Origin of the sequence: Paenibacillus sp. J45TS6, from assembly GCF_018403285.1 — a bacterium.
Lineage (GTDB): Bacteria > Bacillota > Bacilli > Paenibacillales > Paenibacillaceae > Paenibacillus.
Genome location: NZ_BOSJ01000004.1, coordinates 348,895 through 372,765, shown reverse-complemented (window position 1 = coordinate 372,765; position 23,871 = coordinate 348,895). Strand labels below are relative to the sequence as shown.

The following is a 23,871-nucleotide window of genomic DNA, read 5'->3' as shown; positions in this document are numbered from 1 at the left end:
TGCTGTAAGGAACAGCAGGAAGAAGTCACAGACCTTTTTTCAGCTACGCAGCTGAATCATAGATTCTGATGGAACCCTAAATTATTAATTACTTGCTCTCATTAATTTTCTTGATTTCGGCTAGAATAGATTCCTCTATATTTGCCTCTTCTTCCGTGCTGAAGGATGATACCGTTACGAACACTGGTTTTGTTTTACCGATCGAACGGAATTCTTGAATGATTCCTTCCGTCTTTTCCACGACTTTAGCAGAAAGCTGAGAACTTTGATCCGTAATTTTAGTGGCCAAATCTTGACTTTTCTCTGTAACCAGCTTTGCACCATCTGAAATATCTTGACGTAGTTCTGCTCCTGCTTTAGGCGCGAAGAGCAGCGCAGTAATCGAACCTGCAATACTTCCAATTAATGTTCCCCATAGCAAACCTTTGTTTTTCTCATTCATGTCAAGCTCACTCCTTCTCACCCTGGGTCGGTTCACCGGACGCTTTGGAGAAACGCTGCCAGGTAGACCATAAGGTCAGCCCGGCATCAAGAGAACGAAACAATGGACTCATGCGCTGCTGATTCTCTTCATGAGCATGCTGTACATGCTGCATAACAGAACGGGAGATCGCAGAGCTGATGTTATCAACCTGCTGCGTCGTCGATCTGATCACCGTTCCCGCCGCTTCCATTGATTCCATGAAAGAAGCTGACTTCCGGATATGCTCTTGTAACATGAGCACCGTTTGATCCGTTCTTTGAAGCAACTGAATCGTATCCACGGTCAATAGACGCGCTCGTTCTTCCATCTGTAAGGTGGTGCCTTGTAACTGCTTAATAAGTCTTCGCAGATTCATAAGCACCGCAATCATGAAAGCAGAGAGGATAACAAACGCTCCCGCTGCAACAGCCACACTCCATTCCATCATGTTCCTTCCTCCTGCTATCCGGGCGAATGCCCATCTCTTGTTACCGCATTATAAGCAGGAGGAGCTTGACTTGACACACTTACGGAGAATTATTTATTTAAAACCACTTACGGTTCGATTTGACCAGCGTAATAGGGAGCCCCTGGATCGAGATCAATAACATACCTTCTAGGAGATACAATCGATTCCTGATGCTCACAGCGCCAGCGTTGGGAATCCGCTGTACCCAGCAGCTGACCATCGAGAATGACATCCCCTTGATCAAATAGATAATAAGCTGCACCAAACAGCGTTTGTGCTACTTTGTCGGGATCAAGACCCGCGAAGTGACACTGAAAATCTGGAACACCAAGTGAAGAAAGCCCTACCGTATCCATCACGAGTTCTCGGCGTGCCTCCGTTCCGCCCGCTTGATACAAACGAACATTCATCGCGCCGTAGAGGTGATCTCCGTTCTGCAGAGCCTGCGTATAGGCAGCAGGTTCAACAATCTTGTCACTGCCATAGAAGTAAAGCGCATCACAAGGGACAACCTCAAGCACAGCACGGAGTACCTCCTGAAAAAGCTGTAACCGTTCTTTGTGAGGCAATGCTGCTGTAAACAAGTCATGAATGCGAAGCTGATACTCGCAATCGCAGGTAACCCCCGCAGCTTCTTTCCAGTGCCATGACTGCTCTAATGATCCTTTAAATCGTTTTTTGTCTGTGATTTCCTGGACCGGTAAAATGCAAGTCTGTGCAGGAACCGTGCCATCCTCAAATGGTACCATGAATTCTGTATGCATAATGACCAGAGGTTCCTGCTCTTCTGTCTCGGAAGCTGCGCCTGACGAAGATGAAGTTCCTACAGAAACTGCCGCTCCATCTTTTAAACGTTTCTTAAGCACGCGGGCGTTCCCTGTTATTCGCCGCATCACTTCCATTAATTTTTCCTCACGAAATACAGGACGTTCTTTAAACAAAAGTTCGGCCATATATACCGGATGAAACCCTGAGTTCTGTTTTTGATCTGTATTTTGTGAAACTGACATGACGATTCCTCCTGAAGAAAGGTACTGCTTTTACTAGCATTAATAATTCTGGAATACCTTTTTTATTAGCTTCTGGCTTTCTGAAACGGTCCGAGTTCAAGCTCAAGATATGCACGAACCTGTTCTCCAAAACGGTCCAATACAGCAGGCAGCTGTACTGTCATCTCATGAAGACTTGTCCGATCCCAGGCATAATAATCCTGAACGAGCGGTTTACGAAGGGACACAAGATTCATAAATAAACGGTAACTCTCTTCGTCAAAAGCTCCTGCTTCATGAACAATTTCAACAATATCTTCATAACTGCTCGCATCACGAAGAATAAAACCATCAATGAGGTAACTTCCAACGTCTGTCACTGTCTCTATAGCCAGATGAAGTGCTCTTTCCTGAACCATGCCGTACAGCAGGCTTCCATCCCAATTCGAAGAAACTTCCCTAAGTGCAGCTGTAATTTCAGGAACACTGTTAAGGCGTAAATTAATTTGATCTATATTTACGTAGTACATTGAAGTCACATCCGTTTCGTATGTTGTCGGTTACGTTTGTTTTTCCGCTTTAACCAGATGAGCATGACAGGACATGCGATTAAAATGACGATCAGTATAAACATGGTTTCCATTACATCTTTTAAATCGCCCACTTGTAAGTTCCCTCTCTCTACTTGTTAAGATATGGTCTTACACTTCGTAATCGACTGCAACAGCAGAGTCTTTGACTTCGCTCATATGTTTGATAATTTCTTGGTGAACAGGATGAACTTGATAAGCCTCTAGATCCTCCAGGGAATCAACTACTGCCGTAAGGGAGATGTCAAAAGAACGCTCTGTTTTTAGGACATCTACGCCAATCTCCAGCGATCTTACAAATTCCATCTTTCCATCCATACTGCGAAGAATTTCAGCCGTACGCTGAATCGCTTCCTCTGAACGATCTTTTAGTTTGAAGAATACAATGTGTTTAATCATATATATCGGCTCCTTTGTCTATAAGTAGTTCTTATTTATCAGTTGTTTAGATACGTTACAAAAAATATATCATAAACACGCGAACATTGGAAAATTATCAGCCTCGTTTCTCTTAAGTAAATAAAAAAAAGGCTCCATCTACGAAAAGATAGTCCTTCACCAAGTCTTCGATCTTTACTTTTTGGAGTCTTCTTCCGATGCTGCTTCTATATCTTTATTTGTTACATCTTGCTCAGTGCTCGTCTTTCTCGTCATCTTTTCATTCGATTCTTTTTCATACGATTCTTTTTCTTTCTTTTCTTCTTCATCTGACTGCCATTTCAAAACATAAATCATTTTTTTCAAGATATTCGGGATAGGAAAACCAATACGAGAGTAATTTTCAGTGATCGAGATCAGTTCATTGGCCAAATAAAAATATATGGCTCCTCCTTTTATCATATCCGTATTCATCAACAGATCTAATTGATTGGCAATCAGAATGACAAGAAGTATGAGCCCTTTCCGGCTCAGTCCCCAAAATCCGATTTCACTGTTCAGTTTTTCTTTTGTTCTGATGGCAGCTGCTACACCTGTTATATAGTCTACAGCCATAGCAATACACAAGAAAATCAAGAGTTCAGACCAGCCCCCAAATGCATACGTAAACAACATTCCTACCAAACCTACATTAATCAGTGCTGGGTTCACTTTCAGCCCCCCTTCTTTCCTCCTTCCTATTAATCTATGAAAACAGATAAAATTTGACAGTACTTTCAACTACTTCGTATAGGAAAAGACAATAAATTTGATTTTCACGAAAGATAAAATTAGTATTTTAGACCTATTTTTTATGGGTAAAATAAAAAAAACGCATAAAAACATCCTATAAAATAGATATAATATACATTATATGGTTCTAAAAATAGTTCGATATTCATCTAACAAGGACTTAACGCATATAAAAAGGTTATTTATCCACTGTTAACTGTATACTTGAAAGTGAACATTACTTGTTGTAGTATTTGATTAAAAAATCGGAGGAAATATGCCTAAACAACAAGATCAACACTCAATCCAGGCCTGGTCTCTGATCAACCGCAAATATCTAGGAAAAGGCGTCCGCGTTAAGCGTTTCCGCAGACCGACTCGCTGTCAGGTCCGCAATCGAATTTTGCTTGCTGTCCTCATGGCTAATGACATTAAATTGTCTCAATTAGCAGAAGATTTATCTATATCTTCCCGCAGTGTAAGCGCATGGGTATATGAAGGTCGTATTCCTGGAAATACCAATCTCGAAAAGGTATGTCAGTTGCTTGGTTATCCGCGCCACATTTTGTTCAATGAAGAAGTAATTCGTACAAGTCCTGTCATTTGTCAGCCTGAAGCCTCTCGTTTTATGAAACGGACGGTGACCCGTTCTCCTGTGAGCAATCGCATTCTTACGGGACTCTGTATGGTACATGATTTGTCCGTAACGGACGTAAGTCACTGGATCGGCGTACATCCAGGAACCTTCCGCAAATGGCTTCATCAAGGAACTTTGCCTTCACCGGCATTTCAAGAGCAGGCAGAGCAATTTTTTAAAATTCCAAAATCCATTTTATTTGCGGATGCCATATTAAAACAAAATTCATAGACTGAATACATAAGGATGTTCCAAAGCAGATGATGCAACACTCTGCCTGGAACATCCTTTTTTAATCATTTGTACGTACAATATGACAATACTCCTTACAGAATTAGCGTATGTGTTACAGATGTTCATTCATTGATTACATGTTAGGAACAACTTTCTCATTTCTATACGTCAACCCCGTATAACGGGGTCTAAGGGTATGAGCGATAGCCATTGCATCTTTAAACTCAGATTCTGATACATTCATGTCTGCAAGTGTTGCAGGTCCGCCCACTTTGCTAAGCCAATCCTGCATCTGCTCTCTTTGTGGCAAATCTTTATATGCTTCAAAAGCAGAGACATTCTCTGCGTGATACAAATCGCGGTAGATGTCAGTTAGAAGCGCAGAAGCTACTCCTACCTTAGCTCCATGAAGAATAGCATGTCTTCCCTGCTCCATAAATCTCATCTCGAGACGATGAGAAATATGATGTTCTCCTCCTGATGCTGGGCGAGAATGATCGATCAGAAGCATCGAAATCCCGGAAACAATGAGCGCATCCATCAAGATAGATACACCTTTCTCGCTCCCTTCTGCAATATCATCCACATGAAGAACACACCTATTCAGTGCTTCCTCTGTCATTTGATAAGCGAGCGGGCAAAATGGTTCTTTCCCGAGATCACGCGACACTTTCCAATCTGCAAGTGATGTAAATTTACCCAGCATATCACCAAAACCAGCTGCCGTCAGTACCTGCGGAGCTGCAGACAGAACTTCTAGATCGGCAAAAATAGCATGGGGTGCCGTCGCCTGAAACGTTTGTTTCACCCCGCGGATAACCAGGGGCGCTCCTGCAGAAGTAAATCCATCGACGGAAGCTGCGGTCGGAACAGAAATGAACGGAATGTTCATTTTAAAACATACGATTCTTACCAGATCATGAATAGTTCCTGATCCTACGGCAAGAACCGCCTCACTGCTATGGGAAAGGGCCAGAAGCAGCTCTACAATAAATGCTTCGTCAGCAATTACATCTCCTGCTTTGTTAGCGTTAAGGAGTACTTCACTTACCGTAATGCCGGCATCTCCGAGAAGACCTGCGACTTTTCTTCCCGCAGCCTCTCCTGTATTTTCATCGTAAACGACGCTAACCTGTTTATAACCTTGACTCACCACATAGGGTGCAATCTTTTGCAGTGCCCCTTTTTCCATAGAAATCTGAATATTCACTTTATAATGTGCTGATCCACATTCACAATGACTCGCCTCTTCATTCCATCTTTCTATACGTTCATTCATATCCATGACTAAAACGCCTCCTGTAAGATGAATTCACTCTCCAGTGTCTAATATGTACGTACAAATTGTCAACTAAAAAGACTGCTCTAACACGGTTAAAGTGTCTGAACAGTCTTTTATCACCTTAATATGTTCCAAACTAGCTAAGGATCACTTATTTATATTCGGGAAGCCAATCTCTATGGGCCTCTATTAATTCATCGCACATATGGATGATATCATCCATAGAAAGTTCTGCTGCTGTATGTGGGTCAAGCATTGCTGCATGATAAATATGTTCTTTCTTGCCTGTCATCGCTGCTTCAATGGTAAGTAGCTGTGTATTAATATTCGTCCGATTAAGCGCTGCACACTGCGGAGGCAGATCGCCAACGAATGTCGGGCTTATTCCACTGCGATCCACGAGACAGGGTACTTCTACACAAGCTTCTTTGGGAAGATTGGTAATAAGACCTTGATTCATTACATTACCGCCGATTTTATAAGGAATACCGGTTTCAATCGCTTCTAAAATGTAGGAGGCATATTCGTGAGTACGCTGATGTCTCAGTTCCGTATTATTCACAATCTCATCCCGCATACGTTCCCAGCCTGCGATTTGTTCCACACACCGCCGCGGGTACTCGTCAAGCGGGATTTGGAATCTTTCAATGAGTTCCGGATAATTCTTTTTAATAAAGTAAGGGTGATATTCCGCATTATGCTCAGATGACTCTGTGATGTAATAACCAAACTTCAGCATCATCTCGTATCGAACCATGTCTCCATGAGATTCCTTTTGCTTCTCCGCTGCTCTTCGCTTAATCTCTGGATATAAGTCCTCCCCATCCCGCGTTACTTCCAGGAGCCATGCCATATGGTTAATTCCCGCGATCTTCGCCTGTACTCCCGTTTGATCTATGCCAAGGTGTTCAAACATATGAGGTACACATACCTGCACACTATGACATAATCCTACGGTTTTGATTCCTCCGTATGTATTCATTACATTCGTGAGCACAGCCATAGGATTCGTGTAATTCAAAAATAGTGCATCAGGACATACTTCCCGCATATCAGCAGCGATGTCCATCATAACTGGAATCGTACGCAGATTACGGAATATGCCGCCGATGCCAACGGTATCGGCAATCGTTTGACGAAGACCATACTTCTTCGGAATTTCAAAGTCGGTAATCGTACAAGGATCATATCCGCCAACTTGAATCGCATTAATCACATATTTAGCTCCGCTCAGCGCTTCCTTACGATCGGTGTAAGCTGTAACCCTGCATGTGCTGCCCACGCTCTTTTTCAAATTATTCAACATTTTCTCTGAATCGGTCAGTCGCTCTAGATTTATATCAAATAAAGCTAATTCAAAACCTTGCAAAGCAGGGGTCATCATACAGTCACCTAACACATTTTTAGCAAACACGGTACTTCCTGCCCCGATAAATGTAATCTTGTCCATCTTTCATTCCTCCTTAGCTGCAATTAAAAATATTCACTTGTTACGATGCAACTCATGACTCACTGTCGTTAAAAATCTAGTTTCACCCTGTATTACGGTGTTTTTATTGTATTCTTTGTTTTTTTGTTACGCTTTCAATATAAAACAATAAGAGAGAAATAAATATGGAGAAACACAAGACATATATGGACGTTTGTTGCATTATTAAAAAGAGAGATTCTAGATCATTGAACTAGAACGGGAGGAACTTATATGTACCAAGAGCATACTCATTTCGAAGTAGCTATCAACCCCAATCCGGATCTGAATGAACCCGCTGTTTTATTTTCAGGTGAAGGAAGACCTGAACCCTCTCATGGAATTGGTCCATCTGTACATGAATATTATCTCGTACATACCGTCCTTGATGGAAAAGGTATCTTTGAGTGTAATGGAGTATCCTACCCTTGCAAAAAAGGGGATACTTTTTTTATCTTCCCGGGTATTTTATTTCGTTATCAGGCCGACTCCTCTGACCCTTGGCACTATACTTGGGTGGCAATACAAGGGGTTACCGTATCCTCCTATTTAAGAAAAATAGGTGTAACGAAAGAGCGACCTGTTCTGCATACCACAGATGTGTCTACTGCTCATGAGTTATTCAGACGAATCCGTCTTTCTTTTCGGCAATCTGCTTATTCGGAGATGGAAAATTTAGAGGCGTCTGGCTGGATGCGACTGCTTCTTCATCATTTTGGTCTAGCTAATGCTGACTCGATCCAGTCCCCTGAGCGAGATCTCCCCACTATGATTGACCGCCAGGTTGAGCATGCCATACGCTGGATTTCCCTCCAATATCCTCAGCAGATCAGTATTCAGCATATTGCTTCAACACTTGGGTACCATAGAGCGCATTTATCTAAGGCTTTCAGAGCAAAGACGGGATACTCGCCTAAACAATATTTGATGAACGTCAGGCTAAAGAAAGCTCAAGAATTGCTATTAGGAAATCTGACCATTGACCAAGTATCCTCATCTGTTGGTTTTAATGATGCTTTATATTTCTCCAAGCAGTTCCGCAAAGAATTTGGTATGTCACCGACTGACTACCGGAATGCAGCAACAAGAACGCACGAAAAGAAAAATGGACAATAAAAAAGGCTCGTCACTATAGCTGCAAGAGCAAAGTGACGAACCTTTCTTAAGTAAGATGCGGCCGAGAGGACTCGAACCTCCACGGGGGTGAACCCACACGGACCTGAACCGTGCGCGTCTGCCAATTCCGCCACGGCCGCATAATCTATCATATTCCTGTATTATAATGGTAATTTTTGAGATTAGCAAGTATAAGTGAGAATCAAAAAAATCCCTCTGAAATGCTAATGGCTTTCTAAGAAAGCTCATTTCCGAGTAGCATCAGAGGGATGATTACATGTGGCTTATTGCCAGATTTGCTCTGCGATTTCTTTAATAAAAGCAAGTTTGTTCCATTGTTGTTCTTCTGTCAAAATATTTCCTTCTTCTGTCGAAGCAAATCCGCACTGAGGACTAAGGCAAATCCGGTTAATATCAACATACTCCGTTGCTTCTTCAATACGTTTGAAAATTTCTTCCTTGCTCTCCAGCTCCCCAATCTTAGATGAGAATAGACCAAGTACCACCTGTTGATCTTCTTTCAAGAAACGAAGAGGTTTGAAATCTCCCGCACGGTCCGTGTCGAACTCAAGATAGTAACCTGAAATGTTATCAATTCCAAGCAAAGTTTCAGCGATCGGTTCATATCCGCCTGAAGATGCCCATGTGGAATGATAATTACCACGGCATACATGTGTTGTAACGATAAGATCAGATGGCAAAGAGGAAACCGCCAGCTCATTAAGCCTTGCATACAGCTTAGCCGTGTCAGCAACGTTCACGCCTGCTTGCTGTTTTGCTTCCAGATAGTTTTTATCACACAGCATTCCCCATGTGCAGTCATCAAGCTGAATACTGCGGCAACCTGCTTCATAAAAGGCAAGAATGGCATCATGATAAGCTTTAGCAATGTCTTTTACAAGTTCTTCTTCACTGCTGTAGAACTTATCTATAGCAGCTTTATTCTCTGGACGATAAAGCTCAGAGAGGAACTGTGCCGGTGCAGGAATCGTTTGACGAGCTACCACATCATCGCCTGCTGCTTCTTTCAAAAATTGATAATGTGCAACAAATGGATGAGAAGAAGAAAATCCGATTTTACCCACAAGGCGTGCTGTTTCTCCTCTTGTGGTTTCCCCTTGGAATGGGTAGCCTTTGACATCACTTGCTTTCTCTACTCCATCGAGTCCCCACATAAAATCGAGATGCCACCAAGAACGACGGAATTCTCCGTCGGTAACAGCCTTTAGGCCCACTTCTTTTTGCTTTTCAACGAGACGAATAATCTCCTGATCTTCCACTTTTGTTAATTCTGCCTCAGAAATTTCCCCTGCCTGAAATTTAGCTCTGGCTTGTTTTAACGCTTCTGGGCGTAAGAAGCTTCCAACCACATCATAACGATAGGGAGTAACACTCCTCACTGTACCTGCTTTAGTAATTTGGCTCATATCATCGATCTCCTTTAATTGGTAATCCATAAGTTCATAATTGAAAGATACCATGATCGATCAGTTATAGTATAACTCCTATAAACTATAGCTGGTTATAACTTTAGACTATATCAAATTTTTGCGTTGCTTCCTGCAAGGCTTCTACATAGGCTAGTGCTAGCTTTGAAAGCATCGCATTTTTATGAGAGATCCAGCCTACATTTATAGTCTCATGATAATCCAGCGGTACAGGGATAATATCATGGCCATTTAAATCCGCACTCAAAACTCCAGTTGAAATCGTATAGCCGTTCAAACCAATCAAAAGATTAAATAATGTTGCTCTGTCATTTACTCGAATGCTTTTTTTATGTGATAACGTACTTAAAATTTCCTCTGAGAAATGAAACGAATTATATTCACCCTGTTCAAATGACAGATAAGGATACTCTTCTAAATCCTCAATGGTAACCTTCGATTGCCTTGCAAGCGGATTCTGCACACTAATAAAAATGTGGGGCTTCGCTGTGAACAAACTATGAAAATGCAGGTTCGCTGCATCGAGCAATTTACTCATCACCTTACTATTAAATTCATTTAAATAAAGAATTCCAATTTCACTGCGCAGCGTTTTTACATCTTCAATGATTTCATGTGTCTTGGTTTCTCTGAGTGCAAGTTCATATTCCTCCTGCCCATACTGCTGAACCAGCTTAACAAAAGCATTTACAGCAAAAGCGTAGTGCTGCGTGGATACGGCAAAATGTTGCGGCGAAGGTTTAGCGTTCATATACCGACTCTCAAGAAGTTCTGCTTGTTCAGCAACCTGTCTTGCATATCCCATAAATTCAACGCCTTCCATGGAAAGCGAGATTCCTTTATTGGTACGTTCGAAAATAGTAATGCCGATATCTTCTTCCAGATCACGAATTGCCTTGGATAAACTCGGCTGTGATATAAAAAGTCGTTTAGCTGCTTCGTTCATCGAACCTCGATTGGCTACCTCAATAACATATTTAAGTTGGGTAAGTGTGGCCATACCATCCCTCTTTCTCAGGTGAAAATTTCTATTCTCATTATACCAGTAGTAAGATTTGTTTTATCGCTAAAATTTCGGTATGTTTCACTATGTATCTACATAATCAATAAGTATTTAGATTTGTAACTATCTGAAAATGGGGTGAAGAATCTATGGCTATTGCACCGCCGATTCTGCGTAGAGGAGATACCGTTGGAATTGTCACCCTTGGGAGTCCGCTGAACCGTGCAACGATTGATGCGCGAATTGCGGTTTTGAGATCTACAGGGCTAAACACGATCGTGGGTGAACATGTATATGAGCAAGATGGTTTTCTAGCGGGTACAGATGAAGACCGAGCGGCAGATCTAATGGCAATGTTTCAAAATGATGAGGTCAGGTTAATTCTTCCCACTCGGGGAGGAACGGGGGTAGCAGGGATCCTTCCTTATCTTGATTTTGATATCATACGTAACAACCCGAAACTGATATCAGGATACAGCGACATTACCATTCTGCTTAACGCCCTTTATCAATATGCCGATCTGATTACACTTCAAAGCTTGATGTTAATTGACTTTACTCTCCAGACCCCTGCTTATAACTTTGAACAGTTTTTCACCGCCACTTCCATCCCCACTCCTACTCGCCGTATCTCTAACCCTCCAAGTATTCCGATGATAAGCCGCATCCCGGGAAATGTGACAGGTCCGCTTGTCGGAGGAAACCTCACTTCTTTTGTTGATACCTTGGGTACCCCTTATGAGATTGATATCAGGAACAAAATTCTCGTACTGGAAGAGACGCATGAGCCTACGAATACCGTCTACCGCTATTTAAATCATCTTCAGCTCGCTGGTAAACTAGAAGAGTGCGCGGGGATCATTATGGGCGAATGTACAGGTTGTCTGGAAGCTTACGGTGTATCCTATCAGGAACTCATTGAAGACGTTATTGTACCCTTAGGTAAACCTTTAATGACTAATGTAACGACAGCTCACGGTATTTATAAGGCTGCCCTTCCCATTGGAGCCGTTGTGAATCTGAATACAGAGGTCAATCAGCTGACTGTGGTCGAGCCCACTGTTCTTCCCTGATGCACATCTAACGGCTATGTTATACTGTCATAAAAAGGAATCTCCTTCGATTCACTATCTAGTAGTCATCGTATAAAAGAAAGGAAGAATTCTCAAGATGGAACCTGCCGAACTCATTGCCACACTTGCGGTTTTTTTATCATGTATCCTGCTGCTTATCGTAATGAAAGTAAAACGCCAAATCAAAGAAATTCAGCTTGAACTTGATCTTATCAGAAATCAAACAGGTCGAGCAGATTTTACTCCCTACTCACCTGTTTCTGATCCGAATCAAGGTCAAGCTGTCTCTTTTAACACGTCATCTGAGAAAATAAAAGTAACAGCATTTGATGAACAGCTCCTACTCATGGTCCAACAAGGTCAAAAAATTGCTGCTATCAAAAAGCTCAGAGAAGTAAAAGATATGGATCTGAAATCTGCTAAATTGTACGTAGACAAACTAGAAGAACAAATGTAGCTTAGATGATTTACGTTAAGATCACATTTTTAGTCTTGATTTCATCGCTGCGCCTCCAAATGCGAGCATAGCAGTCATGGCATTCGTAATCGGGTGGTAATCCGCCTTAGGAGACGGACTTTTCAAGGTACTATACAAGGCATTCCGGCGATCAAGCTGCTCATACCATCCTCCATGTTTATGATCGACAAAATGCGTAAAGCAGTAGTCAAATAAAGAAATATAGAACTCTTTATATTCCTCTGAGTCTGTTCTCGCTGCAAATAAGGCGGCAGCTCCTAGAGCCTCTGTCTGTACCCAATATACTTTATCATTATCGATAACGGACTTGTTATCGGGAGAGATCGCGAATACGATACCTCCATATTTTCGATCCACTCCCTTATTTGTCGCATGTCGGAAAAGAGCTTCTGCCCTTGGAAACAGCCACTCCTCCGGCTGATGTCGATCTAGCAGTTGCAACAGCTTACTCCACTCAATCGAGTGTCCAACCACAAATCCATAGGGACGGAATTCATTTTTTGTATTCCCTTTTTCATAATCCCAGTCAATCTTCCAGTTCTCATCGTAGTGCTCCCATAACATTTCTGTACCGGACTGAGGAAGTAACTTGAACATCACCGAATGTGCAATTGTTCTAGCTCGTTCATCATATTTACCGTCCCCTGTAGCTTCAAAAGCTGCCATCATTGCTTCACACAGATGCATGTTTGCATTCTGTCCGCGATAAGGAGACGTTAGCGACCAATCTGCCGTTATTTCATCCACATATAATCCGTCTTCCTCACGCCAGAAGTGCTGGTCAAGTATTTCGTATATATGCTCTATAATCGGTTTTGCTTCGGCAATATCGGCCTTATAAGCTGAAGCAGCAGCTAAAAGAGCAAAAGCATGTCCATATGCCATTTTTCTGTTGTCCTCTACTCTCCGCCCTTTGACTTTCCAATAATATCCGCCATATTCTTTATCACAGTGTATTTCTTCTAAGTAGGTTAAACCACGCTTCGCCAAATCACGGTATTTATCTGCACCCGTTAAAATAGCCGCAGAACTATAAATGTAAATCAAACGAGTTGTTCCTACGAGCGGTCTAATCTCAGCATCAGATACCGTTCCATCATCCAAATAAGTGTTAAAATAACCTCCGTTGATTTCGTCTTCTACATGCTCAGCATAAAAATCAACGGTATCTAAAATATGTTTCTCAAGGAAGGAAAGTTCCATAAATTGATTCCCATTAATGACTGCCATGACAAAACACCACCTATCCGTATTTATTGTAAAGCAGATAAATTCGTTCTCTATCTCCTTTACCCTAAATTTAACTAGATCCTTCACCTTATCACCTAGGAATAAGAAGGAATATTCGCAAGTATAAAATGAGCGATAAATACATAAAAACAAAAAAAAGACTGTAGATGAACTAGTAATTCAAACTAGTTATCTACAGTCTGAGACGGCGAATACTCGCCATCTTTAGATAGGATGGGTTCTGAGGGACTCGAACCCTCGACCAATTGATTAAGAGTCAACTGCTCTACCAACTGAGCTAAGAACCCATGTCGTTTTCATGTAAAAATCAATCAATGTGTCTATATTAACATATGAAATTCATTTTTGCAATATAAATCTATTATTTTCTTGCCTAGATCATAGATCGAACCTGCGGCGGATATATCTAGTTAGATGATATAAAACCGCGGAACACGTAAAAGTGTCCCGCAGTTTACGATTGTATTGAACTTAGTTACCTTGTGAAGAAACGTTGCAGGCCTTACTGTGGACTAACTGTCTACTAAGACATTTTTACCAAGCTGTAGTTTTTCTTACCTTTACGGATAATGATAAACCGACCGCCAATGGCTTCACTTGCTGTCACTTCAAAGTTCACATCCGTAACTCGCTCACCATTCATCGAAATTGCACCTTTTGTAATATCTTCACGTGCTTGACGCTTAGATGGCTCGATACCGAGATCAACAAGCCAGTCTACGATATTTTTCGATTCATTGGTTGCTTCAAAAGTCGGCATTTCTTTAAACCCTTGCTCAATCTCATCTGCCGTAAGGGATTTAATATCTCCGCTAAAGAGTGCAGCTGTAATACGAAGCGCTTGCTCAAGCATTTCCTCGCCGTGTACAAATCTTGTCATTTCTTCAGCAAGCTTCTTCTGAGCTTCCCGTTTATGCGGTTCTGTCTGTACTTTTTCAGCCAGCTCGTCAATTTCCTCTTTGGAGAGGAATGTAAAGTACTTCAGGTATTTCACTACATCACGATCATCTGTGTTAGCCCAGAATTGGTAGAACTCAAATGGAGTTGTTTTCTTCGGATCAAGCCAGATCGAACCACCCGCTGATTTACCGAATTTCGTACCATCAGCTTTCAGCATCAGCGGAATCGTCAGACCGAACGCTTTTGCTTCTGCTCCTTCTTTTTTCCGAATCAAATCTAGACCGCTTGTAATGTTACCCCATTGGTCAGAACCGCCGATCTGCAGCTGAACATCTTCATTCTGATACAGATGCAAGAAGTCAAGAGACTGCAGGATTTGGTAAGAAAATTCAGTAAAGGAAATACCACTTTCGAGTCTGCTTGCTACAACATCCTTAGCAAGCATGGAATTGAGGCTGAAGTTTTTACCATAGTCGCGCAAGAATTCGATGACATTGATCTTATGGGTCCAGTCATAGTTGTTAACCATGCGAATTTGGTTATCGCCTTCTGTAATGAACAGTTTTTTCATTTGGTTCGTGAGCGCATCCACGTTCGCTTGTACTTCTTCGAGTGTTTGCAGTGAACGTTCTGATTGACGCCCACTTGGATCTCCAATGGTTCCCGTAGCCCCACCGATCAGAATAACCGGACGATGCCCAGCTAGTTGGAATCGTTTGAGTACCATGAAGGGAATCAAGTGACCAATATGCATACTATCGCCCGTTGGATCTACCCCGCAGTACAGAGATATTGATTTTTGATTCGTTAATTCTCTAAGACCTTCCGCATCCGTTTGTTGATTAATGGCGTCACGCCATTCGAGTTCATCAATAATATTCACAGTCATAACACTCCTTCAGGTTCATAAGTTTTCTTATAATTAGAGATAGACCAACACGGCAAACATAAAAAAAAATCGTCCCTATGTCTATTGTAGACATAGGGACGATTGAACAACCGTGGTACCACCCAGATTGCATAAATGAACACCACACATCAGGTGTGCCATTTATGCCGCTTTTATCGCGAGGTATCGTTCGCCACTTCCGCTCGGCATTACCCGAGATACTCCAGAGTGTAATTCGCGATCTTAGTGTGTACCGGGTTCCATCAACCCCCGGCTTTCTAGAACAGGGACTAAGCTGCTACTGGGCTCTTTCAACGTATATCATATATAAGATTATTGACAGTATAGAGAAATAATTTTTTGATGTCAACCTTTGAAGTTGAGGTGTAAAATCGATAGTTTTCACAATAACGTTATAATTTACTCTGTCATCCCATTTTTTATCGTCCATGAGAATGTTAGAATGAATTTATATGTTCAAAATTTGCATTAGGAGTAAAAGAATTGCGTACACATCCAATTAATTATTTGCGTATTACAGGCCTATTAGATGGTTTTTCATTTTTATTTTTGTTATGTATCGCCATGCCAATGAAGTATATCGGCGGCATCGATGCAGCAGTCTCAATCATGGGTAGTATTCACGGTGCAATCTTCTGCTTATATGCTCTTGCGATCCTTTATGCTGCTATTCGGGTCGATTGGAGCATATGGTGGTCTGCTGTAGCATTTATTGTCGCTTTTATCCCGTTCGGTAATTTTGTATTTGATTTTAAGCTGAAGAAAGCTCAAACCAAATATAAGATGAAGCCTTTTAATCCTGCCCTGATTGTTTATAGTATTGTCTTCTTTTCTTTTATCGATTTATTTGCACAACTGCCCGTTATGAGTACATTTGCGGCTTCCGTCGGGGCAAGCACATTTATTGTAGGCTTTGTGGTAGGACTGTATTCATTAACCAATACGGTGGGCAATGTTTTATCTGGTATTCTGACGGATAAGATCGGACCTTTCAAATTACTTATGGCCGGTTTGCTATTAACCAGCAGTACGTTGCTGCTATATTATTTCGTCGAATCACCTACATTTTTGATTATAGTACGTATTTTTCATGGTTTTGTAGCTGGGCTAATTGTTCCTGCTGCGTTCACCTTCTCAGCAAATACAACGCTCAATAATGAACAAGGAAAAAAAGTAGCATTCACCGGTACCTTTGTAGGTCTAGCCGCCATTATCGGACCTGCTTTCAGCGGAATTATGGCAAACAAAACCTCGGTACCTTTCGTTTTCACTTGCATAGCCGTACTAGGGTTTATCCTAGCCGTACTATCTGCTATCTTTCTTCGTAAATATAAAGTGTCTAAGAAAGAGAAAGAGGTTACCGTCCACACTTCAGCTGGATCGTTCTTTAATATAGGGGTCATAAAAGCATATTGCGGGGCATTTTTCTTAATGTTCTCTCAAGGCGTAATCGCTTATTTACTACCCCTGCATGTGCAGACGCTTGGATATGATTCAAGATTAAGCGGCACGTTATTGAGTACGTTCGGGATCATTGCTGTTCTAATGTTTGTACTTCCTACGAATCGTATTTTCGATCGTGTTGCTCCTTCGGTAACGATGGCCATTGGAATGGGCCTGCTTGGAGTTAGTCAGCTGCTGATTAGCCAATCAACAACGACACTCGCTCTTTACATCGTACTCGGTTTATATGGAATCGGCTTTGCGCTCTTGTTCCCATCTATTAATACAATGCTCATTAGAGCGACCACGGCGGAACTGCGAGGCAAAGCTTACGGATACTTCTATGCCTTCTTCTCTCTAGGTGTAGTTGCTGGATCTTCTGTATTAGGATGGCTGTCTCTCAGTATTATCGGAGGGTTCTTATTTACGGGAGTAATCCTATTGCTTACTTCGGTAACCATTGCCTTTCACAAGAAAAAAGATCAGGTGCTGAATCATTAAGGAAATACAAATTTTCTTTACCCTTGATTACAAAAGTAGACAGGATCACAGGAACTTTACCTCAGGTAAACTCCATGATCCTGTCTTTTTTTTCACAAATAACATGATTCTTCACACGATGCACGGCCTACAGATACTCAACCGCACTAAGAGCCATGATGCAGGCACCCAGCGACTTAAGATCATCTTCAACAATAGGCTCTGAAACATAATAGGTATACGACCCATCACGGTAAGGCTGCCCTCCAAGCCCTGCGACTTTACAGTTCTGTTTAACAGACAGCATCCCTTTACGGTCCTTGTACAAGAACTTCGTTATCATCCCCTGGTAAGCACGCTTAGCAGCCTCAGCCATCTCCGGACCCAATATTCCAAGTACATTTCCTTTCTTTAGAGTATAGGTAAACATAGAAGAAGCTGAAGCTTCAAGGTAATTCCCTTGCCGAGTGCCCTGATCCATCACTTGATACCATAACCCAGTCTGAGTATCTTGTACGTTAAGAACTGCCTCGGAACAACGTTGAAGCATAGCCGCTACCTCTTCTCTCCCTTCATGTCTCTCAAGAAAAGGCAATATATCCACAAGAGCCATAGCAAACCAGCCCATTCCCCTCCCCCAAACCTGCGGTGATTGCCCAGTAACAGGGTTTGACCACCTCTGACCTCGACTCTCATCCCATCCATGATACAAAAGTCCGGTCTGTGAATCGCGTGCTTTGTCCTCCATCAATATCAATTGCTGCACTGCTTCATCAATATAACGCCTCTCTCCAAACATAGTTCCATACTCGGCTAGAAAGGGCATCGCCATGTAATGACCATCAAGCCACATTTGATGTGGATAGATTTTTTTGTGCCAGAATCCACCGGATTTTGTACGCGGCTGATTGTCCATTTGTACGATTAGCTTGTTTGCAGCCAGCGCATATTTTTCTTTTCCTGTGTACCGATAGAGCTGAAGCAGCATCTTTCCGTTATTGATTTGATCCAAATTATAATCCTGCTCCCGATAAGTACGGATATTCCCATCGTTGTCTACATAACGGTCCATATTCGTCCGGATATATTCCATAAGATAGTTCTCTCCCGTATACCTGTAAACATCATGGATTCCTTTCAACAAGCAACCTTGTTCATAGTGCCAACGATCGGAAACCCGGGTACAATGAATCAACATCGGATAGTTCTTGATCCAATGTGTTACCAGCTGCATCGCGAAATTATCCATTCACCTGCCCTCCTACACCCTTGCGGAACGCTTTGCTGGCTGCCACTGATCCAGGCCCCCCAAGACAAAATCAGGTGTGAGTTCGCTTGCTTCTTCCTTGCTCATGAGCTGTGCCCAGGTCACTCGCTCCATATCATTTGCGCCAGGTCCATACGATCCATATTCTGAATATCTAGATGTTTTTTCCTTCTCTAGATCACTCCAATTATGCCAACCTGAAGAATGAACGGACGCATCCATTTTTGTTCGGACCCACACGACCTTCGCATAAGGTCTCCATGGTCTTCCCAGATACACATTCTCTACCCCAGCGCCTCCTGTAACCACGCAATCAAGAAAAATGTATCCGTGTTTCTCGTTCTCCGGTGTGGATGCAGCCGTAATGTAACCGCCTTTGCGTTTACAGTGGATATGACAATGATCAAATACTGCTGTTGCTGGCCCAAAAATAAAATCGACGTCTCCCTCAATATAACAATGGTCATAATATTGCCTTCCCGGACCCGTGTACAGGGTATCTTGATCCCCCAAAAACCGCACCTTCCTAAACAAAGCCCGATCCGCATCTACAAATGCAGCAACCGCCTGACCCGTTCCTGGACCAGAACTGTTTGCAATCGTCATATTCTCCATCATGAAGTCAGGAGCATAAATAAACAGACTCGCACTTCGGAAAGTACCGAGCGGACTTCCATCATCCCCTAGGGTATGTGCATTATCATCGTAAGTGAGAATGGTGTTTTTCTGATCTTTTCCTAGAAAAGTAATAGCCGGCAAATGTTTATGGATCCTAATTTTTTCTTTATAGATTCCTGGCTCTACTTGAATTACCACAGGTTCTTTTCCCACCGAATCCACAGCCTCTTGTACCGTCATAAAGTCTCCTGTGCCTTGCTTAGAAACAACGATGATCTGTTTATTATCCATGAATTGATCAACCTCTCCTCTCTATTGTTAACGTTTACATTATTGTGTATAATCGTTCTAATTTACGATTGAATATGCGTGTTATTTATCATTCTTCTATTTATTCTCCTAGGGAGGGATATACTCTGAGTGATCGTATTGAACCAAAACATATGATCGGCGAACACGCCTTTTCGATTCAATTGATGAAAAAAAGTGGGATTTCCGCGATGAAACGACCTCATAGCCATCCTTATTATGAGCTCTACTATTTACTAGATGGAGAAAGAGTATATTTTATGAACGGTTCGGTCTATACTGCCCGAAAGGGTGATATGATGGTCGTCAATCCAGATGATTTTCATTCCACAGCAAGTTCGGATGTTCCGGAATTCGAGCGGGTACTTGTTAGTTTCTCTCATCAATTCTTTACGGAGGGTAATCCTCGTACTGGGGTGGAGCTTCCCTTTCGTGAATCCCTTCTTCTAAGATTCACCTTGAAGGAACAACCTTTCATTGAACATCTTCTGCGCCAAATGCTAAAGGAATGCAGGGAGCAGCCCCTTCATTATGTAGCTTATGTTCGTTCATTGCTGGCGGAGCTGCTAATTCACCTCGATCGCCATCTTCATAGTGACCAGACTAAAAAAGTCATGATTGAAGACAGAAATCCCATGCATGCCAAGGTATCCGAAATTGCAAACTATATCAATGAACATTATGCACAGCCGCTGACACTCGAGCAGCTCGCACGGCAATTTTATATTAGTCCATCTTATCTAAGCCGAATCTTTTCCAAGTTAACGGGATTCCATTTCAAAGAATATTTACAAGTCGTTCGCATCCGCGAGGCTCAGAAAAGACTTGCTGAAACACGTGATAAAGTACAGTCGATTGCGGAGCAAACAGGATTTGAACATATCAATCATTTTAATAAGACTTTCAAAAAACTGACGGGCACCTCTCCCCTGCGTTACCGAAAACAACACAGCAAGTAGAAAGTTTAATAGGAGAGTCTTTTGATTTCTTCTTTTAAAACACCTTGCCCCGTTATAATCTCCATGGATTCAGCAGCGGAACGCCGGACGGTAATATCTGCAGTTTTGGCTCCAAAAACAGCGATTTGGCGTTCTCCTTCCTCACGAGACTCTCCCTTCACTCCCGCCGCTGACACAGAACGGCATTGATGAAGTTCAATCAAAGGTCCATGATCGGTGTACAATTGTACATCACTAATCTGAAAATGTTGCGCGTGGGCAAGCTTTATTCCTCTGCGGCATTGGAAAATAGAACTCGATATGTCCATATTTGAAAGCGGCATTTCTGAAAGGCCCCCCGCATAAACAGCCGACTCGGCACCAAGACAAACAATGCCCTCCATTCGAATATTTCGGAAAATAGGCGTTTCATCGGATATAGGATATTTATCATCTGCCCAGATGCCGGAGCCTTCATTTCCGTTGTAGAACATATTCATAGATATGGCATCTCCGGCGATCTCTCTCATCCGAATATTCTGGATAATGATATCCTCGACAATGCCTCCTCTACCGCGTGCGCTTTTAAATCGAATTCCTATATCTGTACCGATAAATGTACAGTCTGTGATATGAACGCGGCGGACACCGCCAGACATTTCACTACCAATCACAACGCCTCCATGACCATGATAGACAACACAGCCTCGAACAATGATATCCTCGCAAGGAATTCCCAAGTCTCTGCCAGGTTTATCTTTACCGGACTTAAAACAAATCGCATCATCACCTACATCAAACATACAATTCTCGACTAAAGCCAAAGAACAGGAATCAAGATCCAGTCCATCTCCATTCTGAGCATACCAAGGATTACGAACCGTAATGGAGCGAATGGTCAGATGCTTGGAAGCCCATGGATGAAGACACCAGGCTGCCGAATTCTGAAACGTAGCTGCTTCGAGCAGGATACGATTACATTTCCGCAGACTTAGGAGCGCCGGACGCAAATAGTCTCTGGCAACCTCATACGACTGCTTATCTTTACAACCTTCCTGATCCAGCCGATCTACCAGGGTTCTGCCGTTCATTGCACCTACGGAAGGCCACCAAACCTCCTCTTCACTATCTACAACTCCTCCGTTACTTATGAGCTGTTCCCATTCCCGTGCATTCAGCTTCATCTTTTTGACTGGTCGCCAAACCTCTCCGCCGCCATCAAATATCCCTTGCCCGGTAATCGCGATATCTTCGAGTCCCTCCCCGTCCAGTGGTGATTGACATCGATAAGTCGCCAGTCCCTCAAACGTTGAATAAATAAGCGGGTAATCATCTCTACACTGACTAAAGCTAATTAGTGCTCCTGCCTCAGCATGCAGATTTATTCTGCTCTTCAGTACGATAGGTCCTGTACTCCATACCCCTGGAGGAATAACCACTTTTCCACCGCCTGCCTGATGACATGCTTCAATCGTTAAACGAAATGCTTCCGTATTGTCTGTCACACCATCACCTGCAGCTCCGAAATCTGTAATCACAAATGTCCGATCCGGTATAGCAGGCAGTTCAATATTTTGGTTCACATTTGACCATGCTTCAGGTATCATTTTTTCCATAAGTTCTTCCGCTCCTTTTTTCGCTCGATTTCAATCGTGAGTCTTTGTTTCTTATTCCGTCAGCGCAATATATTCAAACCAGTCAAAATCCGCTGCATTGTCGCTGTTCTTTCCCTCACTGCTTGCATACATACCTATATAAGCTCCTGTAAACCCGCCTGCCATATCTGTGCTGAGTATCGTACCAAGTACATTCTCACAGAGTGTAACCCATGGACCTTCTTGTTCCCGGTATAAAAAGCTGTAGTTCTGCTGGTATGCTTCAACTTTCAAATACAGCTTGGAAGCATCGAGAGCGTGAGCGGCTAAGGTCGTCTCTTCCCCACCGCATCTGCGAACAAGGCGAATTTCCTTATTACCTTCCCGAATCCCATATACAAATCGGAACTGATAATCCATATTTTGCAGCAGCACGAGCCCTGCAGACTCCTGTTCTGAACGCGGGGTAAACTCCATCACTGTACTTGAGGCAAAGCTGATATGTTGCTGCCTGCGTCCTACAAAGGATGGATTTTCAGGTTTTGTAATCGACTCTGGCTTCAAACGAAGCCGTAAATACCCCGGACGTTCTTTTAAACTCCAAAATTCTTCCCGCGGTGTACGAATGAAATTCCAATGATTTTCGAGCTCTAACGTATCAAAATGATCGCAAGCCGGAAGGGAGGGCCATTTATGTTCAGGAAGATCGGGGCGATTCATGACTAGCTCAATCTTACCGATTCCCGGTGCCACTACTGGCCAGCCGCTTTCCCAGCGGACAGGGACAAGGAACGTCTCTCTTCCTAAGTTGCGGTAATCTCCGCCGTAAGGGCGTGAAGCAAGACATACCATCCACCAATCCCCATTTTGCGTTTCAATGAGTTCCGCATGTCCAACGTTAACGATTTCGGCGTCTCTGCCAAGATGCCGATGCGTCAGAATCGGATTAGACCTGCATCCCTCATATAGACCTGTCACAGACTCACTGCGTGCTATGGTTACGGCATGCGTTCTTCCTGTTCCACCTTCTGCGATGAGCAGGTAATAATAACTTCCGATTTTGTACAAATGTGGTCCTTCCTGCGCATGAGCTACTTTCAGTGCTCCCTGCCACAGGCTGTGTTTTTCTCCAACCAGCTTGCCTGACGCAAGATCAAGTTCCTGAAGCCAAATGTCCATATTTTTAGCATGAATCTGTCCTTCCGGTGGAACCCTGTTCCCTGTGTAATAGACCTTGCCATCCTCATCAAAAAATAAAGATGGGTCAATACCTGGTGCATCTTCAAGCCATACGGGTTCTGACCATTCACCTTCGGGATCAGATGCAGTTACATAAAAGTTGTGCTGACTTTTATCATTTCCCACCATCGTGGTGATGACATAGAAAGTGCCTTCGTGATAACGAATCGTAGGAGCCCATATTCCTTTAGATGGCAGCAGCCCATCCAAATCCAACTGCGAAGGTCTGCTCAGTACATGACCAAGCTGTCTCCAATTCACGAGATCCTTACTATGAAAAATTGGGACCCCAGGAAAATACTCAAATGTAGACGTGACCATATAATAATCTTCATCAACTCTGCAGACCGATGGATCCGGATAAAATCCCGGTAGAATCGGATTTCTGAATGTATTCAATAGATACACCTCCATTTGGAATCGATTTCATTATAAAGTAAGGAAATTACCAATTCTCTCTGTTCACTTGTTCAAATCGTTTAAATTTATCTTTATTTGTCCTCTTTTGTTTTTTATTATCAA

General features: G+C 42.6%; 23 protein-coding genes, 2 tRNA genes and 1 other annotated feature. Of the genes, 6 read left to right on the top strand and 19 right to left on the bottom strand.

What is annotated here, in order from left to right; translation table 11 throughout:
* Window positions 1-88: 88 nt before the first annotated feature.
* From KJS58_RS08890 to KJS58_RS08865, 7 genes are all read right to left on the bottom strand, one after another.
* Window positions 89-442 carry a YtxH domain-containing protein gene (locus tag KJS58_RS08890; protein WP_213532165.1) on the bottom strand — a complete coding sequence of 118 codons (354 nt, stop codon included), beginning with the start codon at window positions 440-442 and terminating at the stop codon, window positions 89-91.
* A gap of 7 nt (window positions 443-449) precedes the next feature.
* Window positions 450-911 carry a DUF948 domain-containing protein gene (locus KJS58_RS08885; RefSeq protein WP_213532164.1) on the bottom strand — a complete coding sequence of 154 codons (462 nt, stop codon included), beginning with the start codon at window positions 909-911 and terminating at the stop codon, window positions 450-452.
* Window positions 912-1,018: 107 nt separating this feature from the next.
* The gene (locus KJS58_RS08880) at window positions 1,019-1,942 is read right to left on the bottom strand and encodes a DUF4261 domain-containing protein (protein WP_213532163.1); all 924 of its coding nucleotides are present in this window, start codon (window positions 1,940-1,942) and stop codon (window positions 1,019-1,021) included.
* A 65-nt stretch (window positions 1,943-2,007) separates the two neighbouring features.
* Window positions 2,008-2,451, bottom strand: a complete 444-nt coding sequence (locus KJS58_RS08875; RefSeq protein ID WP_213532162.1) for a DUF86 domain-containing protein — start codon at window positions 2,449-2,451, stop codon at window positions 2,008-2,010.
* A gap of 5 nt (window positions 2,452-2,456) precedes the next feature.
* On the bottom strand, window positions 2,457-2,585 hold the full coding sequence (locus KJS58_RS25620) for a hypothetical protein (RefSeq protein ID WP_263621304.1): 129 nt from the start codon (window positions 2,583-2,585) through the stop codon (window positions 2,457-2,459).
* Window positions 2,586-2,622: 37 nt separating this feature from the next.
* Entirely contained in the window at window positions 2,623-2,910 is a 288-nt protein-coding gene (locus KJS58_RS08870) for a Dabb family protein (RefSeq protein ID WP_191798037.1), read from the bottom strand.
* 174 nt (window positions 2,911-3,084) lie between these two features.
* Window positions 3,085-3,600: a phage holin family protein gene (locus KJS58_RS08865; RefSeq protein WP_249717047.1), complete on the bottom strand. Its 516-nt coding sequence runs from the start codon at window positions 3,598-3,600 to the stop codon at window positions 3,085-3,087.
* A gap of 337 nt (window positions 3,601-3,937) precedes the next feature.
* Here KJS58_RS08865 and KJS58_RS08860 point away from each other — a divergent pair, with 337 nt between their 5' ends.
* On the top strand, window positions 3,938-4,528 hold the full coding sequence (locus KJS58_RS08860) for a helix-turn-helix domain-containing protein (RefSeq protein WP_160032977.1): 591 nt from the start codon (window positions 3,938-3,940) through the stop codon (window positions 4,526-4,528).
* Between the two features lie 136 nt (window positions 4,529-4,664).
* Here the strand turns inward: KJS58_RS08860 and KJS58_RS08855 are convergent, their stop codons facing one another.
* Complete coding sequence (locus tag KJS58_RS08855; RefSeq protein ID WP_213532161.1) at window positions 4,665-5,816, bottom strand: sn-glycerol-1-phosphate dehydrogenase; 1,152 nt, start codon at window positions 5,814-5,816, stop codon at window positions 4,665-4,667.
* A gap of 148 nt (window positions 5,817-5,964) precedes the next feature.
* The gene (gene melA, locus KJS58_RS08850; protein ID WP_213532160.1) at window positions 5,965-7,263 is read right to left on the bottom strand and encodes an alpha-glucosidase/alpha-galactosidase; all 1,299 of its coding nucleotides are present in this window, start codon (window positions 7,261-7,263) and stop codon (window positions 5,965-5,967) included.
* Between the two features lie 252 nt (window positions 7,264-7,515).
* Between melA and KJS58_RS08845 the strand changes: the two genes are divergently transcribed.
* A complete protein-coding gene (locus tag KJS58_RS08845) occupies window positions 7,516-8,397 on the top strand; it encodes an AraC family transcriptional regulator (protein WP_213532159.1) in 882 nt (293 codons plus the stop codon).
* A 56-nt stretch (window positions 8,398-8,453) separates the two neighbouring features.
* Here KJS58_RS08845 and KJS58_RS08840 read toward each other — a convergent pair.
* The 3 genes from KJS58_RS08840 to KJS58_RS08830 form a co-directional block, all read right to left on the bottom strand.
* A tRNA-Leu gene (locus KJS58_RS08840) sits at window positions 8,454-8,537 on the bottom strand.
* Between the two features lie 144 nt (window positions 8,538-8,681).
* Window positions 8,682-9,824: a 5-methyltetrahydropteroyltriglutamate--homocysteine S-methyltransferase gene (locus KJS58_RS08835; RefSeq protein ID WP_213532158.1), complete on the bottom strand. Its 1,143-nt coding sequence runs from the start codon at window positions 9,822-9,824 to the stop codon at window positions 8,682-8,684.
* 103 nt (window positions 9,825-9,927) lie between these two features.
* Window positions 9,928-10,845: a LysR family transcriptional regulator gene (locus KJS58_RS08830; protein WP_213532157.1), complete on the bottom strand. Its 918-nt coding sequence runs from the start codon at window positions 10,843-10,845 to the stop codon at window positions 9,928-9,930.
* A 152-nt stretch (window positions 10,846-10,997) separates the two neighbouring features.
* Between KJS58_RS08830 and KJS58_RS08825 the strand changes: the two genes are divergently transcribed.
* Window positions 10,998-11,921 carry a S66 peptidase family protein gene (locus KJS58_RS08825; RefSeq protein ID WP_213532156.1) on the top strand — a complete coding sequence of 308 codons (924 nt, stop codon included), beginning with the start codon at window positions 10,998-11,000 and terminating at the stop codon, window positions 11,919-11,921.
* 97 nt (window positions 11,922-12,018) lie between these two features.
* Window positions 12,019-12,378 (top strand): hypothetical protein, encoded by a 360-nt coding sequence (locus KJS58_RS08820; RefSeq protein ID WP_213532155.1) that lies wholly within the window; start codon window positions 12,019-12,021, stop codon window positions 12,376-12,378.
* 21 nt (window positions 12,379-12,399) lie between these two features.
* On the opposite strand, the gene KJS58_RS08815 is transcribed toward KJS58_RS08820, so the two are convergent.
* From KJS58_RS08815 to tyrS, 3 genes are all read right to left on the bottom strand, one after another.
* The gene (locus KJS58_RS08815) at window positions 12,400-13,629 is read right to left on the bottom strand and encodes an AGE family epimerase/isomerase (protein ID WP_213532154.1); all 1,230 of its coding nucleotides are present in this window, start codon (window positions 13,627-13,629) and stop codon (window positions 12,400-12,402) included.
* Window positions 13,630-13,864: 235 nt separating this feature from the next.
* Window positions 13,865-13,937 (bottom strand) — tRNA-Lys (locus tag KJS58_RS08810).
* Window positions 13,938-14,173: 236 nt separating this feature from the next.
* Window positions 14,174-15,433, bottom strand: a complete 1,260-nt coding sequence (gene tyrS, locus KJS58_RS08805; protein ID WP_213532153.1) for a tyrosine--tRNA ligase — start codon at window positions 15,431-15,433, stop codon at window positions 14,174-14,176.
* A gap of 97 nt (window positions 15,434-15,530) precedes the next feature.
* Window positions 15,531-15,763 (bottom strand) — a binding site (T-box leader).
* Window positions 15,764-15,943: 180 nt separating this feature from the next.
* Between tyrS and KJS58_RS08800 the strand changes: the two genes are divergently transcribed.
* Complete coding sequence (locus tag KJS58_RS08800; RefSeq protein ID WP_213532152.1) at window positions 15,944-17,404, top strand: MFS transporter; 1,461 nt, start codon at window positions 15,944-15,946, stop codon at window positions 17,402-17,404.
* 127 nt (window positions 17,405-17,531) lie between these two features.
* On the opposite strand, the gene KJS58_RS08795 is transcribed toward KJS58_RS08800, so the two are convergent.
* Together KJS58_RS08795 and KJS58_RS08790 are read right to left on the bottom strand one after the other, a co-directional pair.
* A complete protein-coding gene (locus tag KJS58_RS08795; protein WP_213532151.1) occupies window positions 17,532-18,632 on the bottom strand; it encodes a glycoside hydrolase family 88/105 protein in 1,101 nt (366 codons plus the stop codon).
* Window positions 18,633-18,644: 12 nt separating this feature from the next.
* Complete coding sequence (locus KJS58_RS08790; protein WP_213532150.1) at window positions 18,645-19,559, bottom strand: pectinesterase family protein; 915 nt, start codon at window positions 19,557-19,559, stop codon at window positions 18,645-18,647.
* A gap of 152 nt (window positions 19,560-19,711) precedes the next feature.
* Here KJS58_RS08790 and KJS58_RS08785 point away from each other — a divergent pair, with 152 nt between their 5' ends.
* Complete coding sequence (locus KJS58_RS08785) at window positions 19,712-20,536, top strand: helix-turn-helix transcriptional regulator (protein ID WP_374705793.1); 825 nt, start codon at window positions 19,712-19,714, stop codon at window positions 20,534-20,536.
* A gap of 5 nt (window positions 20,537-20,541) precedes the next feature.
* Here KJS58_RS08785 and KJS58_RS08780 read toward each other — a convergent pair whose 3' ends face one another.
* Entirely contained in the window at window positions 20,542-22,131 is a 1,590-nt protein-coding gene (locus tag KJS58_RS08780) for a glycoside hydrolase family 28 protein (protein ID WP_213532149.1), read from the bottom strand.
* 51 nt (window positions 22,132-22,182) lie between these two features.
* Window positions 22,183-23,748 carry a glycoside hydrolase family 43 protein gene (locus KJS58_RS08775; protein ID WP_213532148.1) on the bottom strand — a complete coding sequence of 522 codons (1,566 nt, stop codon included), beginning with the start codon at window positions 23,746-23,748 and terminating at the stop codon, window positions 22,183-22,185.
* Window positions 23,749-23,871: the final 123 nt, after the last annotated feature.